The sequence below is a fragment of the Micromonospora sp. A200 genome (assembly GCF_029893845.1).
Taxonomy (GTDB): domain Bacteria; phylum Actinomycetota; class Actinomycetes; order Mycobacteriales; family Micromonosporaceae; genus Micromonospora; species Micromonospora purpureochromogenes.
In genome coordinates this window covers 1-14,928 of the sequence record NZ_JARXXY010000068.1, presented here as the reverse complement: position 1 = coordinate 14,928, position 14,928 = coordinate 1, and the positions used below count along the sequence as shown (strand labels likewise).

The following is a 14,928-nucleotide window of genomic DNA, read 5'->3' as shown; positions in this document are numbered from 1 at the left end:
CCAGTTCTGACCTTCGACAAGCCAGAACCTAGGCAGGACAACGGCATGCGCCATAAACGACGCACCGAACCACCCACACATGCGTCACAAGACCCCTTTTTTCGTCTCTGCTGTGGTGGGTAGTTGCTCGGTGGGTGCTCTGGAGCCCTCGGACCGGGCTGGCTCCGGTTGGACGCGGGTCCGCCCGGACGGCAACTCATGTGCGCGCTATCGCCGGCCGGGTAACTTCACACTGCTGTCGGTGAGTCGGTCGCGTGGGCGGATAGGGGCAGGTCGTGCGTCAGATCGTGCGGAGGTCGGTGCGGGCCATTCTTCTCGATGAGGATGACCGCCTCGTGCTGATCAAGAGGATCAAGCCCGGTCAAGCGCCGTACTGGACAACGCCGGGCGGCGGTCTGGAGTCGGACGATGTCTCCCTGGAGGCGGCGTTGCGCCGTGAGCTGCACGAGGAGCTTGGCGCCGACGCAGATCGGTTCGTCCAGGTGTTCTTGTTCACCGCTCCCGCCGGCGATGGCGTTTCGGTCCAGCACTTCTTCGCCTGTCGCTTGCTTCAGTTGCAGGAGGACGCACGTACCGGGCAGGAGTTCGCTGATCCCTCGCGTGGCGAGTACCAGCTGGACCGGGTGACGATTGACAAGCTGCCCGCGGTGGATCTCAAGCCGGATGCGCTGAAGGCGTTCATCGCCGCCAACGAGGAGGCACTGCTCTCGGTGTAGGGCGGCCTGACCGGATCATGGCCTGAAGTCCCCCGGGGCGGCTTCGATGGCTTCGTGCTGGCTGCAGGTGCCGTCCCGGGCGCGGCGGCCAGGGTGCCGATAAAGATGTGGCGATACGACGATGACTACACCCTGCATACCGCCGCCTCGTTACCCCTACGCTGACGGCATGAGGGAACAGGGCGCGAAGCAGATTCCGTCGACAGCCCTGTTGATGAACCGGCACACGGCGGCGCCGACCCAGGTGATCCCGGATGAGATCCGGGCGGACGTGGAGACGCTGTGGCGGTACCACGACATGCACCAGGAGTTACGCCCGTGTGATGTGGGGATCGGGCTGGGCAGCCATGACCTCGGCGTCGCGGTGATCGCGACGCGCCTGTTCCACGAGGGCCTGTTCCCGTGGATCGTGTTCACCGGCGCGAACGCGCCGACGACGGTCGAGCGGTTCCCTCGCGGCGAGGCAGTGCACTACCGCGAGTACGCGGTCGAGCAGGGCGTGCCGGCGGAGTCGATTCTCGTGGAGCCGCGCGCGACGAACACCGCCGAGAACCTGGAGTACTCGCGTGCGCTCCTCGCCGAGCGGCAGATCACGGTGCGCTCGGTCATGGTCATGTCGCGTCCCTACCAACAGCGCCGCGCGTACGCCACCTGCAAGCTGATGTGGCCGGAAGTCGATGTGGTGTGCGCGTCGAATCCTCTGGAACTGGACGACTACGTGCGCAGCATCGGTGACCCGCGGCGGGTGGTGGACATGCTGGTCGGGGACACGCAACGGATCGAGGTGTACGCGGAGCGCGGGTTCGCGATCCCGCAGGAGATACCGGACGAGGTACGGGCCGCCTTCGAGCGCCTGGTGGCAGCCGGCTACACGAGCCGACTGATCTGATCACGGCTACCAGCGCGGTCCTCCCGACCGGACGCCCATCCGTTCGCTGAGTTCGACGGCCAGTCGGGGCGGCCGGGGCCGGGTGAGAATGTCCCGGACGAGGTCGCGGGAGAGCCGGTGGTAGCGCACCTGATCCGGCCCGATGACCTCCGCATCCAAGAGCGCGCCGAGGGCGTCGTCGATGCGGTTCCACCGCGCCAGCGCTCGCGCGGTCTCGATGGCGTGGCGGACCTGCCGCTCGACCGGCAGGGCAGCCGTGTCGAGTGGGGCACCGATGGCGATGGCGCGCTGCAGGTCGCCGAGTTCCATCGCCACGGTCGTCTTGTGGATCGACACGTTGGTGGGTCCGAAGGCGGTCCACACGTGGTTGCCGTCGGCACCAAGCTGGGTGGCTGCGGCGTCGGCTTCGGCAATGTGGGTGTCGGCGGAGGCACGGTCGTCGTCTCGGGCCGCGGCGAGGGCACAGACGAGGTGCAGGCTGCCGTAGACCGATAGGAGTTGCGGTGTGGGCCTGGTCAGCCGTGGTTCGAGGAACTGCGCCGCGGTGGCGGCGAGGCCACGGGCCTGCGCATATTCGCCTATTGAGACCAGGGAGTGCGCGGCGGAGCGGCTGAGTGAGCCGATGACGACGTGGTCGTGGCTGGCGTTGGCGGCGACCAGTCCTCGGCTGGCGGCGGTCCAGGCGAGGTCACCTTCGCCGAGCTTGGTCAGGAACAACGCGGCGAGCTGGTGGGCGTAAGCGGTCATCGCGTGTGCGCGCTGGCCGTCGTCGCCGTTGTAGGCCTCGGTGGCGGTGAGGCAGTCGTGGATGAGGTAGGGGAGCCGGCGGGCGAGCGTGCCGTACCGCGAGTGCTGGTAGGCGGTCCAGATCTCGGCGACGTCGCTCTCGATCTCGTGCAGGGCGGGGGCCTCGACGGCGGCCGTGCTGGCAAGCGTAGGGGCGAGGTGCCGATAGTCGTGGAGCGCAGCGCGTAAAGCGGGGATGGTCTCCCGGCCGGACTCATCGGACCACTCGAACAGGCTGGGTGCGCCGATCAAGTCCCCAAGGGACACGTCGAGGGCTTTGGCGATCGAGCGAATGACTGACAGCCGGTCCAGGTCGGCGCGGTTCGTCTCGACCTTGCGCAACCACTCCTGTGTCTTGCCGACCAACCCGGCCAGCACCTCTTGGGAAAGCCCTCGCCGGCGCCGGTAGAAGGCGACGCGCTGGCCGATCGTCATGTCGTCCGTCATCCCTCGCACACCATCACCCTGCCCGCTGATCACCGTCGGACCCGGTACGGATTTTCCCGGTTCCTCTGCCAGGCCGCCCCTACGTTCAGTTCACCCCAGGTAACGGACGTGTGCCGATGCCTGCGACTGGCACAACTGACAGGGAGCGGAGGGGCTCGATGCGCGGCGCAGCTAACGACGGCCTGAGCCGCCGGCTCGGCCAGCCCCGGGGCAATTTCTCTCGGCGTCTTCCCCGTTCGCGTACCGCCATGAGGGCTGCGTGGGCGGGTGACCGGCGGTCTGCTCCCAGCCGCCGGGGTGTGGCGGTGGGCTCGTCCATGTTCCGGCGAGCCCACCGCCCGTCCGCCCGCTCAAGGAGGCTCGCGTGACGGTGTACATCTCGCGGCATGCGCTGGACCGTTCCTGGCGACAGAAGTTGATCCCCGAGGATCCGGCGTGGCCACAGGCTCCGCGGGCTGATCCGCCATTGCTGACCCACGTGTGGCGTCAGCTCTTCGAGCGGCAGGTGCGGGACGGCGGTCGCCGATGAGCAGCAAGCTGCCCGCGCTCGTGCCGCCGGAACATCTGCCGCTGCGTCCGCTCTGGCTGTGCCGGGCATGCGGGCAGCCCTGGCCCTGTGGACGGGCCAAGCTCGCCCTGTTGACCAGCTACCAGGACAGCCGGCTCAACCTGCTGCTCTACCTGTCCGGCCGCCTGCACGAGGCCATCGACGACCTGCACCGACTCAACGCGAGCACCACCGGCGACGTCCGGGACCTGTTCGACCGGTTCCTCGGCTGGCCGGCCCGGCACCGCAGCCGCCGCCCGTCCACCGCCGAACCGCAGACACCGGAGGAGACATGACCGTCCGGGACATCGGGATCATCACCGCGACGGGACGGCCGGCCATCGGCGGGACCTCCACACCCTGGTCCTGCAGCCCACCAGCTTCTGCAACCTGGACTGCAGCTACTGCTACCTGCCTGACCGCAGGTCCCGCCGCCTCATGAGCAATGCGTCGCGCAGGCGTTCGCCGTTCCAGATCTCGGCAATGGACGGACCGCGCTCAGTCCACGATGAGGCGGTAGCCCCGGCCGATGTCGGTGGCTACGAGCCAGCCGTAATCTCCGAGCTCCGCCCGCAGGCGCCATACGGCCTGGTCGGCGCCGATGCTCCCGGCGCGGTGGGACATGGGTACGAACCGTTCGATGGCGCTGCGGGACAGCGTGTGACCCGGGTAGTCGGCGAGGGAGCGCATGACCGTCGCCGGCCGCGACCCGAGCCGGATAGTCGTACCGTTGACCAGCACGGCATTGCCCTGCACGGTAAAGCGATGACCGCGGGCCTGGAACTGCCGGCGGCGCGCCACCAGGACCTCCACGAGGTGCCGGGCGAGTGCGTCGGGGCTGCCGTCGGCCGCCCAGGAGACCGGTATGTCCCGGGAGCGGAAGAACGAGGCCGACTCCGCGTGGGCGGTCGCGACCGCGACGTCCGTCGCCAGCGCACGCAGCAGCAGGTACCCGCGACCGGCCCGGGTCGTGAAGTCGACCAGCGCGCTCGCTCCGGCGGCGGTGGCGAACGTGACCGCGTGCACCTCGCGCTGGATGACCATCTGCGCGAGCCGGTTCAGCGGTGCCAGGCCGACTGGTCGAGCCGAGCCACGGGTCGGCACGACCATCACCTCGATGCCGTGCGTGCGGAGTCTGTCGATTGATCGCGCGGGCAGCGCGTCGTCGGTGGTCACCGCGACCCGGCGGCTCACCGGGTCGCGGCCGAGCAGCCAGGTCACCGCCTCGCCGAGGTCGCCGGTCGACGACACCCAGTCGTGGGTGAAGCCGGTCTCCACCAGTGCGGCGCTGACCGATTCGTTCATCGACAGGATGCTCGCGGAGCTGAGCGCGGACCGGAGCGGATCCGCCAGTCCCCATGCTGCCGCCGCGGACAGCCACCGGGTCCATCCCGCCGCGGTGGTGGCGAGGACATGATCGACCGGAGCCTGGATGAGCCGCCGGGTGGCGATGCGCAATCTCGCGTCCCGGGAGCCGGGCAGGGTACGCAACACCGGTAGGTCAACGATCACCGCCCCGTGTTGACGTAGCAACGCCGCGACATGTTGCAGGCCGCTGTCGGTAACGACCACCGTATATCCTGTCAACGTCGGGCCAGCTCCGGTCGACGTCATGCGGGGAGTCTGGGGGCGGTGCGTTTCTGGTACGTTGCCGGCCGTACAGCAAGTGGTGAGCCGTTTCTCCCATCGAAGCTCTTCGTGGCATGATGTCTCCGACACATCCGCTCGTCGGATTCATTAACCGCGGCGCAACAAATGCCTTGTGCACCTCGCCTCACGCGGAGTTGATGGCTCGGCAATGCCCTTGATTTCCGGCGACCCTACGGTCTCGGGCCATGACCACCTCCCTGAACCGCCGCGGCTTTCTTCGCCTCACCGGATCTGCTGCCGCCGTGGCGGCTGCCGGTAGCATCCTGACCGCGTGCGCTGTCGATGAAAACCCCGGCCAGCCCGCCGGCGCTGGCGGTAAGAACCTGCGCAAGGTCAAACTCGGATTCATCGCGCTCACCGACTGCGCGCCATTGATCGCGGCCAAGCAGCTCGGCTACTTCGCCGAGCGTGGCTTGGACGTCGAACTGATCAAGCAGGCGTCGTGGCCGGCGACCCGGGACAACCTCCTGAGCGGCGAGATCGACGGCGGGCACGTCCTGTTCAGCATGCCGCTGTCGGTCGCGATGGGCATCGGCGGAAAGGCCGGCACGACCGACCTCAAGATCGCCATGGTGCTGAGCAACAACGGCCAGGCCATCACGCTGAAGAAAGCGTACGCCGGTGCCGGTTACGGTGACCTGGGTGCGGCGAAGGAGCTCCTCGAGAAGGAGAAGCCCAAGCTGGCCATGACCTTCCCGGGCGGCACCCACGACACGTGGCTGCGCTACTGGCTCAAGGCCACCAAGGCCGACACCTCCAACATCCAGGTCTCGGCGGTGCCGCCACCGCAGATGGTGTCCAACATGGCCGCCAACAACCAGGACGGGTACTGCGTGGGCGAGCCGTGGGGTGCGGTGGCGGTCCAGAAGGACATCGGGTTCACCCACCTCACCACTCAGGACATCTGGCAGCACCACCCGGAGAAGGCGCTGGTGGTGGGTGCCAAGCTCACCAATGACCAGGACACGTTGGCCGACATCATGAAGGCCACGCTCAAGGCCGCCAGGTGGCTGGACGACCTCGCCAACCGCGACAAGCTGGCCGACATGCTGGCGCCGGTGGGCTACGTCAACGCGCCGGCCGCCAACATCAAGGGCCGACTGCTCGGCCAGTACGACCTCGGTGCCGGCCTCGGCACCAAGACCTACACCGGCGATCAGATGATGTTCTTCCGGGACGGCGAGACATCGCTCCCGCGACGCTCCCATGTGTACTGGTTCCTTGCCCAGTACCAGCGCTTCGGCCTCGTCAAGGAAACTCCGGACTACGCCAAGCTCGCCGACGAACTCATCCTGCACGACCTTTACGCGAAGGTCGCCGCCGCCGAGGGCATCAAGATTCCGGACGACGACATGGCACCTTTCCACATCAAATTGGACAACATCATGTTTGACCCGAAGAACGTCGCGGACGAGGCCCGGCGGCCATGACCTCGGGCGACGCAACACCGAGCGCCGTCGCGCCGGCCGCGAACGACTCGAGTGGTCCCACGCTGACGTCAGTCGCCCCGGCCGATGGGGCAGGCGAGGGAATCGGCGCGCCGGCGACGCCGGCCGCCGGAAACGGATCGCGGTCGGCGGCCCCGACACCAGACATCGACGTTGCCGGCCACCGTGGCCCGGCGACACCCTCCTGGTTGACTGCGTGGGGCAGTCGACTGGCCAGCTTCGTGGTGGCCGCCCTCTGGGCCGTGGTCGGTCTCGCGGTGTTCGTGGCGCTGTGGCAGTTCGCGACCCTTGGCTCAACCGCGGTGCCGGGTCCGCTCGACAGCGCCCGGACCCTCGGCGACCTGCTCAGCCGACCGTTCTTCAACACCACCAACGACAAGGGCATCGGTCTGCACCTGTACGTCTCGCTGAGGCGGGTGTTCCTGGGATTCGGTCTGGCCGCGCTGGTCGGCATCGCGCTCGGGCTGATCATGGGCGCGGTCCGACCCGTCTGGTCCGCGCTCAACCCGCTCGTGCAGGTGCTCCGTCCGGTGTCGCCACTGGCCTGGTTCCCGATCTGGCTCTACATCATCGAGGAACCGGCACAGTCGGCGGTCATCGTCATCTTCATCACCGCGCTGTGGCCCACTCTGATCAACACCGCGGCGGGTGCCGGTTCCATCCCCCGCGACCAGCGCAACGTGGCACTGGTCTTCAAGTTCCGACCGCTGGCGTACCTGTGGCACGTGCTGATACCCAACGCGCTGCCGTCCATCATCACCGGCCTGCGGTTGTCCATGGGCATCGGCTGGATGGTCATCGTCGCGGTCGAGATGCTCCAGGGCAACTCCGGCATCGGTTACTTCGTCTGGAACTCGTACAACGCCCTGGAACTCGACAAGGTGGTCGCGGCAATCGTGCTCATCGGTGTGGTCGGGCTCGTCCTCGACACGATCCTGCTCATGCTCTCCCGGTGGGTCACTCCTGAGGAGGTACACGGATGACCATCGCCATCAACGGCGTCCGCAAATCGTTCCGGCGCCGGGGGCACGCGCCCCAGGAGGTGCTGCGCGGCGTCGACCTGACCATCGACACCGGCGAGTTCGTCTCCTTCATCGGGCACTCCGGCTGCGGAAAGTCGACCCTGCTCAACATCGTCGGCGGGCTGGTCACGGCGGACAGCGGCACGGTGCGGATCGACGGGCAGCCGGTCACCGGGCCGGGGCCCGACCGCGCGATGGTGTTCCAGAACTACTCGCTGCTGCCGTGGCTGAGCCTGCGGCAGAACGTCCGGGTTGCGGTGCAGGAGTCCCGCCCGGACTGGAAGCGGGCCCGGGTCGACGAGATGGTCGAGCGGTACCTGACCGCGGTATCGCTGTGGGAGCACCGCAACAAGCGGCCGGGGCAGGTCTCCGGCGGCATGGCCCAGCGTGCGGCGGTGGCCCGGGCGTTCGCGGTTGCGCCCCGAACACTGTTGCTCGACGAGCCGTTCGGCGCCCTGGACGCGCTGACCCGCTCCCGGCTGCAGCAGCAGCTCGTCGACCTGTGGGACAGCGAGTCGGAGACCGAGACCGTGTTGATGGTGACGCACGGTCTGGACGAGGCGATCCTGCTCGCCGACCGGATCGTGGTGATGGCCAACCTGCCCTACCCGTCGGTGCGCACCACCATCGACGTACCGATCCCCCGGCCACGCAACCGTACGACTGTCGTGCACCATCCCGCGTACGACGGCATCCAGAAGCAACTCGTGGATCTCCTCATCGCGGACAACGACGTGGAGCCCGCCGAGGCTGCGGTGGCCTGAGCGCAACCGACGACACCTCCGCCGGATCTTGGAGGCTTGCGGGAACACGCCGTGAGAATCCAAGGTCCGGCTCCCACGTCCCATCGGCGCATCATCGCCGCCTACGTCGATCCCGGTCGTCAACCAGTCGTTGACGTACGAGAGCCGTCAACCTATGGTTGACGCATGACGGATCCCATCCAGATGACGAACCCGGTACGCCTCGACGACCTCATCCGGGCCATCAAGAAGGCCCATCCCGACGCGCTCGACCAGCTCAGCGACGCGGTCATCGCGGCCGACCACCTGGACGAGCTGGCCGACCACCTGATCGGCCACTTCGTGGACCAGGCCCGGCGCTCCGGTGCCTCGTGGACCGAAATCGGCAAGAGCATGGGGGTCAGCAAGCAGGCCGCCCAGAAGCGCTCCGCCGCGAAGGTCGACGCGGCCGCCGCCCTCGACCCGAGCGCCGGCTTCGGCCGCTTCACCCCGCGGGCCCGCAACGTCGTGATGGCCTCGCAGAACGAGGCCCGGGCCACCGGGCACGCGGAGATCCGCGCCGAGCACCTGGTGCTGGGGCTGCTGGCCGAGCCGGACGCGCTGGCCGCCAAGGCGATCGTCGACGAGGGCGTGTCGCTGGACGCCGTGCGGCAGGCGGCTACGGCGGCGCTCCCGCCCCCCGCCGACCAGGTGCCCGACCTGATCCCCTACGACGCGCAGGGCAAGAAGGCCCTCGAACTGACCTTCCGCGAGGCGCTGCGCCTCGGGCACAACTACATCGGCACCGAGCACATCCTGCTCGCCCTGCTGGAGCTGGAGGACGGCTCGGGCGTGCTCTCCGGGCTGGGCCTGGGCAAGGACGGTGTCGAGGAACGGATCACCGCCACCCTGGCGCTGTACCGGTGACCCTCGCGGGGGACCCGATGTCCCCCGCACCGGGGAGTTCCCGCCCTCTGGATGTCGGCAGAGTCCCAGGTGGACCGTCCCGCCGTCGCGCCCGGCCGGCACACCCGGCCTGGGTGGGGCGGTGACGGTCCGTCGGTGGCCGGGGCGCGGCACGGGGGGACGCCCCGGCCATCGACGGGTACGGGGTCAGGCGACGGCGACGGGGAAGCCGTAGCGGGCGGCGTGCTCCGGGTCGGTCGGGTCGACCTGCCGGATGCCGGCGTCGGCGAGGCGCTTGTTCACCTCGTCCAGCTGCTCGCGGACCAGTCGGGCCTCCTCCTCGGTGACCCGGCCGCGGTGCGGCCGGCCGGCGTGCTCGATGGTGCCGTAGTCGATCTTCTCCGCGCTCTTGCGCGCCTTCGGCGGGCGTACCCGCTCGGCGGTGCGCAGCAGTTGGGCCATCGGTACGTCGGTGGCCATCGCGTCGAACTCGCTGGCGGTCAGCACCACCCGGCGCGGCTCGCCGCCGCCGTGCCGGTCGTGGATCTCCACCACCGCCACGTCCAGCGCCGCGTCGTCGATGCTCTCCACCTCGATCGGGGTGGCGTCCAGCTGCACGGGCCCGGCCACCAGGTCAGGGTGCTCCAGCACGACGACCTTGACCACCTCGTCGTCGGCCCGCAGTACCGTGCCACTGAAGTCGGAGACGTGGATCGTCTTCTTGCCCATGCGCGGAGCTTCTCCTGTCGTAGGCCGAGTTTCGGACCACAAGACGCTACCCGACAGGTGTGCGAAAGCCCCGGCTGGACGCCCCGGGTGTGTCGCCGCTTTCTCCGGCGCGGTCAGCGGGCGGTGAGGCCCCGGCGGGAGGAGACGCCCGCGGGAAGGCTGTTGAGGTCGCCCCAGGAGAGCGCGGCATTCACCCCGCGCCCGGTCCGCGCCTCCCGGTACGGCGGTTGGCCCGGAAATCGCCCGGCGGCCTCGGCCGCCCGCCAGATCCTCGCGGTGTCCTGCTGGTACCGGTCATTCGGCTGATTCGGCATGACCATTACCGTCCCAAAAGAAGTTGTACATGTATGGAAATGAATATGACGCTCGATCGATGTCTCGGGTTCCCGGGCATCGACCTCGCTCGGTACGTCTACCCGGGCGGCCAGGCCGTCAACCGGCCCGCGTCGAGCGCAACGGAAGGTCGGCACGGCCGGCACGGCGTACGGTGATCACGACGAGGTGGTCGTACCCGAGCGGGCGAGGGAGGTGTCCGGTGCTCGACCGCCGGCTCTACCTGCACCTGGTCACCTGGCTGGGCCAGTGGCCGGCCGGCCCCGGTTTGCACGTCGTCGGCTCCCGCCGGCGCGGGCGACCGTCCTGGGACGGGCGGCTGCGACCGGCGATCGCCGTCCAGGCCGCCGGCAGCACCGTGCTCTCGGTGCCGCCCGAGCGGGTGGAGGCGATCCGCGCGCTGGCCCGCGGGCGGGAGGCCGAGCTGCTCGCGGCGCTGCCCGCCGCCGTCGGCCAACCGGGCTGGATGCTCGCCGACGACGTCTTCCGGTGGTGCCTGGACCCGGCCCCGCTGCCCGAGGTGGGGCGCTGGGTCCCGCCGACCGACCCGGCGTTCCCTCCCTGGCTGCGGCTGTTCGACCGGGAGGTGCTGGTGGTCCGGGACACCGACGGCGGCTACCTCGCCGGTGTCGGGATCAAGCGACACGACCTGTACGGACACGAGCTGGCGGTGGGTACGACGCCGGCCGCCCGCGGCCGGGGCCTGGCCCGCCGGCTGGTCGCCCAGGCCGCCCGGCGGGTGCTCGACGAGGGCGCCGTCCCGACGTACCGGCACGACCCGGCCAACGTCGCCTCGGCCCGGGTGGCGGAGGCGGCCGGCTTCCCGGACCGGGGCTGGCGATCGTACGGCGTCTATCCCCGGTGACCGGTCCCGCGGGCGTGGCGCCGCGCTGACCGCGCCGCGGCGTCGTGGTGGCAGGGCGCGGACCGTGGATTCCGGGCCGAATCCACGGTCCGCAGCCTTCCCCAGGCCCTCCCATGCGCCGGCGTACCCGCCGACCGGTCCCGTTGCTGGTGACGCTACGTACGGATTGACCCCTGAGCAAGGGGTAACCGACCCTTTCGGCGTGTCCGGTAGTGGACTTGAGCTGCGGCAAGAGCCGTGAGCCCGGTGGGCGACGACGGTGACGGAGCGTGCGGGGTGGGCGGGCGGCGGACCGCGACCCAGGCTGTCGCGCCGCCCGGCGGGTATCGTCGTGCCGCGACGGCGGCAGCTCGGCGAGGAGCGGGACATGCGGGTGGACAGGCAGCACGAGGACGATGGGCGGATCGTCCTGCGGCCCGTCGGCGACCTGGACATCGCCACCGCCGTCGTGGTGCAGGACGCCCTGGCCGCCGCCCTCGACCTGCCGGACACGGTGGAGCTGGTCGTGGACCTCGCCGAGGTGCCCTTCCTGGACTCGACCGGCGTCGCCGCCCTGCTGCACGGGGCCGCCGAGGCCGTCGGTCGGGGCGCCAGCCTCCGGGTGGTCGACCCGCAGCCGGTGGTGGCCCGGGTGCTGCGGATCACCGGCGTCGACAGCCTGGTCGGGCTCGCGCCCCGGCACCGGAACCCGGCCGCCGTCGACCCCGACGCCCCCGCCGCCTAGCACCCCGGCCCCCGCCGGCCCGCGCCACGCGGCAACCGGGCCTCAACCGATCAGCCCCAGCGCCTCCGCCGCCGCCCGGCCGTTGGCGTGGCTCGCCCCGTAGGTGGTGACGAAGGCGCGCGCGCCGGTCGGCCGCCAGCGCCCCGGCCAGCCCATCTCGACCACGGTCACCGGGTACGCGGCGGCCAGCGCGTCGACCAGCTCGGCGCCGCCGGGCAGCCGGTGCAGGTGCCGCCCGACCAGCACGATCGGCCGGCCGTCGGCGAGCCGCCCCAGCGCGGCGGCATCCGTCTCAGTGGCGACGACGCGTACCTCGTCCAGGCCGTCCAGGTGCGGGCCCAGCCCCCAGGGCACCCGCCCCTCGGCCATGGTGGCGGTGGCGTGCAGCTGCACCACCAGCGGCCGGGCCAGCCCGTCGACCTCGCCCTCGACGCGGACCGCGCGGCGCGCGGCGGCGTACCCGAGGTCGGTGGGGATGGTCGGCGGGATGCCGGCGGCCCGGGTCCAGGCGGCGAGCGCGGCGGTGCGGCCGGCCGCCTCCTCGACCCGGGCGCGGTCCAGCCGGCCGTCGCCGATCGCCGTGACGATCTCGCCGGCCACGTGCTCGACCAGCGCGGCGTCGACCTTCGCGCCGATGCAGAGCAGGTCCGCGCCGGCGGCCAGCGCGCGCACGGCGGCCGGCCCGACCCCGCCGGCGGCCAGCGCGGCGCCCTGCATCTCCAGCGCGTCGGTGATCACCGTGCCGGTGAAGCGGTACTCGCCGCGGAGCAGGTCGACCAGGACGGCCCGGCTGAACGTGGCCGGCCCGTCCCCGGTGAGCGCCGGCACCCGGATGTGGGCGGTCATCACGGCCCGGGCGCCCGCCTCGACGATTGCCGCGAACGGCGGCAGGTCGCGCTCGCGCAGCAGCGCCGGGGACACGTCCACGGTGGGCAGCTCGTGGTGCGAGTCGGCCACGGTGGCGCCGTGCCCGGGGAAGTGCTTGGCGCAGGCGGCGACCCCGACCGACTGGAGACCCTCGACGGCGGCGGCGGAGTGGGCGGCGACCCGGGCCGGGTCGGCGCCGAACGACCGGGTGCCGATCACCGGGTTCTCGTCGGCGGTGTTGACGTCGACGGTCGGGGCCAGGTTGACGGTGATGCCGAGGGCGGCCAGCTCGGTGCCGATGGCCGCGTAGACCCGGCCGGTGAGCGCGGTGTCGTCGACCGCGCCGAGCGCCGCGTTGCCCGGGTACGGGCTGCCGGTGGCGTGCGCCAGCCGGGTGACGTCGCCGCCCTCCTCGTCGATGGCGATCAGCACGTCCGGCCGGCCGGCGCGCAGCGCGAGGGTGCTCGCGGCCACCTGCGCGGGATCGTGGACGTTGGTGCCGAACAGGGTGTGCCCGGCCAGCCCCTCGGCGACCAGGTCGACGGCCCACTGCGGCGGCACCGGCCCCGGATAAGCGGCGAGCAGCGTGCCCAGCGCGAGCCGGCGCAGTCCTGGATCCAGCCCCACGTGTCTTTCCCCCTTCGGTGCCGGACGGCACGAGTGTCGCACCGGGAGCGGTCGGTCGTCCGAGTTCCCGGGTACGGGGTGGCCGATACGCTACGGGCACCCGCCCGCAGGTCGATTCGGTTGGCGAAGTTTACGGAAATCAGAGGACGTGGCATGAGTGCGACCCGGCTGCCCGGCACACCCCGCCTGTTGCGGGCGCTCAACGACCGAGCGGCACTGGAACTGCTGCTCGAACGGGGCCCGCTGACCCGGGCCCGGCTCGGCGAGCTGACCGGCCTGTCCAAGGTCACCGCCTCGCAGCTGGTCGAGCGGCTGGAGGAGCGCGGGCTGGTCACCCGGGTCGGTGAGCAGGCCGGCGGGCGGGGCCCGAACGCCCAGCTCTACGCGGTACGCCCGGGCAGCGCGCACGTGGTCGGCGTGGACGTCGGCGCGGAGCGGGTGGTGGCGGCCTGCGCCGACATCACCGGAGCCGTCATCGGCCGGGTGGAGCAGTCCACCCGGGACACCGACGACCCGGTCGGCGTGGTGCACAACGCGGTGGTGCGGGCGGCGAGCAGCGCGGGCGCGGAGCTGTCCAGCGTGCGGCGGGTGGTGCTGGGCACCCCCGGCCTGGTGGACCCGGGCACCGGCGACATCACCTTCGCCTTCAACCTGCCGCGCTGGCACCGCGGCCTGCTCGCCGCGCTCCGCGAGGACCTGCACACCCCGGTGGTCTTCGAGAACGACGTCAACCTGGCCGCCGTCGCCGAGGCGCAGTCCGGCGCGGCCCAGGGGCTGGGCGACTTCGTGCTGGTCTGGGTGGGCGCCGGCGTCGGTCTGGCGATCATGCTGGGCGGGCGGCTGCACCACGGCAGCAGCGGCGCGGCCGGTGAGATCGGCTACCTGCCGGTGCCCGGGGTGCCGATCCCGCGTGACGTCTCCCGTCGGGCCAAGCCGGCGTTCCAGCAGCTCGCCGGGGCGGACGCGGTTCACGCGGTGGCCCGTGAGCACGGCTTCGACGCCGGCTGCGCGGCCGACGCGGTGCGCGACGCCGTCGCCGCCGGTACGGCCGGCGCCCCGATGCTCGACGAGTTGGCCCGGCGGCTGGCCCTCGGCGTGGCCAGCACCTGCGTGGTGCTGGACCCGCCGCTGGTGGTGCTCGCCGGCGAGGTCGGGCAGGCTGGCGGGGCGGCGCTGGCCGAGCGGGTGCAGCAGGAGGTCGCCGCGATCACGCTGGTCCGGCCCCGGGTGGTGCCGACCGGGCTGACCGAGGAGCCGATCCTGCGGGGCGCGCTGCGTACGGCGCTGAACGCCGTCCGGGACGAGGTCTTCGGGTCGACGGTCGGCTGACGCCCGTCGCCGTACGCCACCCGCCATGTGAAGGAATTCTTCACCACCGGTCTGCCTGCGGCAAGATCCCGCCGGGCGGGCCGGTGGGCCGGGCCGGGCCGGGGCGGTCGCCCGCCCCGGCCCGGCGGCCGGACGCTCCTATGCCGGGTCAAGTGGTTGGGGTGGGGTTTCGAGGCGTCGGTAGAGCTCTCGGGCGATGTAGCGCTTGAGGCAGCGTTTGATCTCGCGGTCGGTTTTGCCTTGGGTGCGGCGGTGGTCGGCGTAGGCGCGGGTGCGTTCGTCGTAACGCAGTCGGGACAGGGCGATGGTGTGCAGGGCGCG

Annotated in this window: 16 protein-coding genes and 2 pseudogenes; 12 read left to right on the top strand and 6 right to left on the bottom strand. The window is 71.1% G+C overall.

The features are described 5' to 3' along the window. Nucleotides 1–275 precede the first annotated feature (275 nt). Together M2302_RS32360 and M2302_RS32355 are read left to right on the top strand one after the other, a co-directional pair. Complete coding sequence (locus tag M2302_RS32360; protein WP_280841588.1) at nt 276–716, top strand: NUDIX domain-containing protein; 441 nt, start codon at nt 276–278, stop codon at nt 714–716. A gap of 208 nt (nt 717–924) precedes the next feature. Then, nucleotides 925–1,605, top strand: a complete 681-nt coding sequence (locus tag M2302_RS32355) for a YdcF family protein (RefSeq protein ID WP_280841589.1) — start codon at nt 925–927, stop codon at nt 1,603–1,605. A gap of 6 nt (nt 1,606–1,611) precedes the next feature. On the opposite strand, the gene M2302_RS32350 is transcribed toward M2302_RS32355, so the two are convergent. Continuing rightward, on the bottom strand, nt 1,612–2,838 hold the full coding sequence (locus M2302_RS32350) for a helix-turn-helix transcriptional regulator (protein WP_280841587.1): 1,227 nt from the start codon (nt 2,836–2,838) through the stop codon (nt 1,612–1,614). 364 nt (nt 2,839–3,202) lie between these two features. On the opposite strand from M2302_RS32350, the gene amcA reads away from it, so the two are divergent. The 3 genes and pseudogenes from amcA to M2302_RS33235 all read left to right on the top strand — a co-directional run. After that, nucleotides 3,203–3,367, top strand: a complete 165-nt coding sequence (gene amcA, locus M2302_RS32345) for a multiple cyclophane-containing RiPP AmcA (RefSeq protein WP_280841586.1) — start codon at nt 3,203–3,205, stop codon at nt 3,365–3,367. Then, nucleotides 3,364–3,681 carry a hypothetical protein gene (locus M2302_RS32340; protein ID WP_280841585.1) on the top strand — a complete coding sequence of 106 codons (318 nt, stop codon included), beginning with the start codon at nt 3,364–3,366 and terminating at the stop codon, nt 3,679–3,681. Before amcA ends, M2302_RS32340 begins: the two co-directional genes overlap by 4 nt. Then, nucleotides 3,678–3,835 (top strand): annotated as a pseudogene (locus M2302_RS33235) (radical SAM protein); the annotation flags it as partial. The gene M2302_RS32340 and the pseudogene M2302_RS33235, both read left to right, overlap by 4 nt. A gap of 48 nt (nt 3,836–3,883) precedes the next feature. Here the strand turns inward: M2302_RS33235 and M2302_RS32335 are convergent. Continuing rightward, a complete protein-coding gene (locus tag M2302_RS32335; protein ID WP_280841584.1) occupies nt 3,884–4,957 on the bottom strand; it encodes a uroporphyrinogen-III synthase in 1,074 nt (357 codons plus the stop codon). 263 nt (nt 4,958–5,220) lie between these two features. Here M2302_RS32335 and M2302_RS32330 point away from each other — a divergent pair, with 263 nt between their 5' ends. The 4 genes from M2302_RS32330 to M2302_RS32315 all read left to right on the top strand — a co-directional run bounded on the left by M2302_RS32330 (nt 5,221) and on the right by M2302_RS32315 (nt 9,154). Next, complete coding sequence (locus M2302_RS32330; protein ID WP_280841583.1) at nt 5,221–6,465, top strand: CmpA/NrtA family ABC transporter substrate-binding protein; 1,245 nt, start codon at nt 5,221–5,223, stop codon at nt 6,463–6,465. A 206-nt stretch (nt 6,466–6,671) separates the two neighbouring features. After that, a complete protein-coding gene (ntrB, locus tag M2302_RS32325) occupies nt 6,672–7,466 on the top strand; it encodes a nitrate ABC transporter permease (RefSeq protein ID WP_280841582.1) in 795 nt (264 codons plus the stop codon). Further along, complete coding sequence (locus M2302_RS32320) at nt 7,463–8,269, top strand: ABC transporter ATP-binding protein (protein WP_280841581.1); 807 nt, start codon at nt 7,463–7,465, stop codon at nt 8,267–8,269. The genes ntrB and M2302_RS32320 overlap by 4 nt, the downstream gene beginning before the upstream one ends. A gap of 165 nt (nt 8,270–8,434) precedes the next feature. Further along, a complete protein-coding gene (locus tag M2302_RS32315; RefSeq protein WP_280841580.1) occupies nt 8,435–9,154 on the top strand; it encodes a Clp protease N-terminal domain-containing protein in 720 nt (239 codons plus the stop codon). A 186-nt stretch (nt 9,155–9,340) separates the two neighbouring features. Here the strand turns inward: M2302_RS32315 and M2302_RS32310 are convergent, their stop codons facing one another. Next, nucleotides 9,341–9,862 carry a hypothetical protein gene (locus M2302_RS32310; RefSeq protein WP_088963631.1) on the bottom strand — a complete coding sequence of 174 codons (522 nt, stop codon included), beginning with the start codon at nt 9,860–9,862 and terminating at the stop codon, nt 9,341–9,343. Between the two features lie 113 nt (nt 9,863–9,975). Continuing rightward, entirely contained in the window at nt 9,976–10,176 is a 201-nt protein-coding gene (locus M2302_RS32305; protein ID WP_280841579.1) for a DNA repair protein, read from the bottom strand. A 221-nt stretch (nt 10,177–10,397) separates the two neighbouring features. Between M2302_RS32305 and M2302_RS32300 the strand changes: the two genes are divergently transcribed. Together M2302_RS32300 and M2302_RS32295 are read left to right on the top strand one after the other, a co-directional pair. Next, on the top strand, nt 10,398–11,060 hold the full coding sequence (locus M2302_RS32300; RefSeq protein ID WP_280841578.1) for a GNAT family N-acetyltransferase: 663 nt from the start codon (nt 10,398–10,400) through the stop codon (nt 11,058–11,060). Nucleotides 11,061–11,427: 367 nt separating this feature from the next. After that, nucleotides 11,428–11,784: an STAS domain-containing protein gene (locus M2302_RS32295; protein ID WP_280841577.1), complete on the top strand. Its 357-nt coding sequence runs from the start codon at nt 11,428–11,430 to the stop codon at nt 11,782–11,784. A gap of 42 nt (nt 11,785–11,826) precedes the next feature. On the opposite strand, the gene M2302_RS32290 is transcribed toward M2302_RS32295, so the two are convergent. Further along, nucleotides 11,827–13,278: a glycoside hydrolase family 3 N-terminal domain-containing protein gene (locus tag M2302_RS32290; protein WP_280841576.1), complete on the bottom strand. Its 1,452-nt coding sequence runs from the start codon at nt 13,276–13,278 to the stop codon at nt 11,827–11,829. Between the two features lie 153 nt (nt 13,279–13,431). On the opposite strand from M2302_RS32290, the gene M2302_RS32285 reads away from it, so the two are divergent. Then, nucleotides 13,432–14,607, top strand: coding sequence for an ROK family transcriptional regulator (locus M2302_RS32285; RefSeq protein ID WP_280841575.1), 1,176 nt, complete (start codon nt 13,432–13,434; stop codon nt 14,605–14,607). 138 nt (nt 14,608–14,745) lie between these two features. Here M2302_RS32285 and M2302_RS32280 read toward each other — a convergent pair. Beyond that, nucleotides 14,746–14,928 (bottom strand): annotated as a pseudogene (locus tag M2302_RS32280) (IS110 family transposase); the annotation flags it as partial.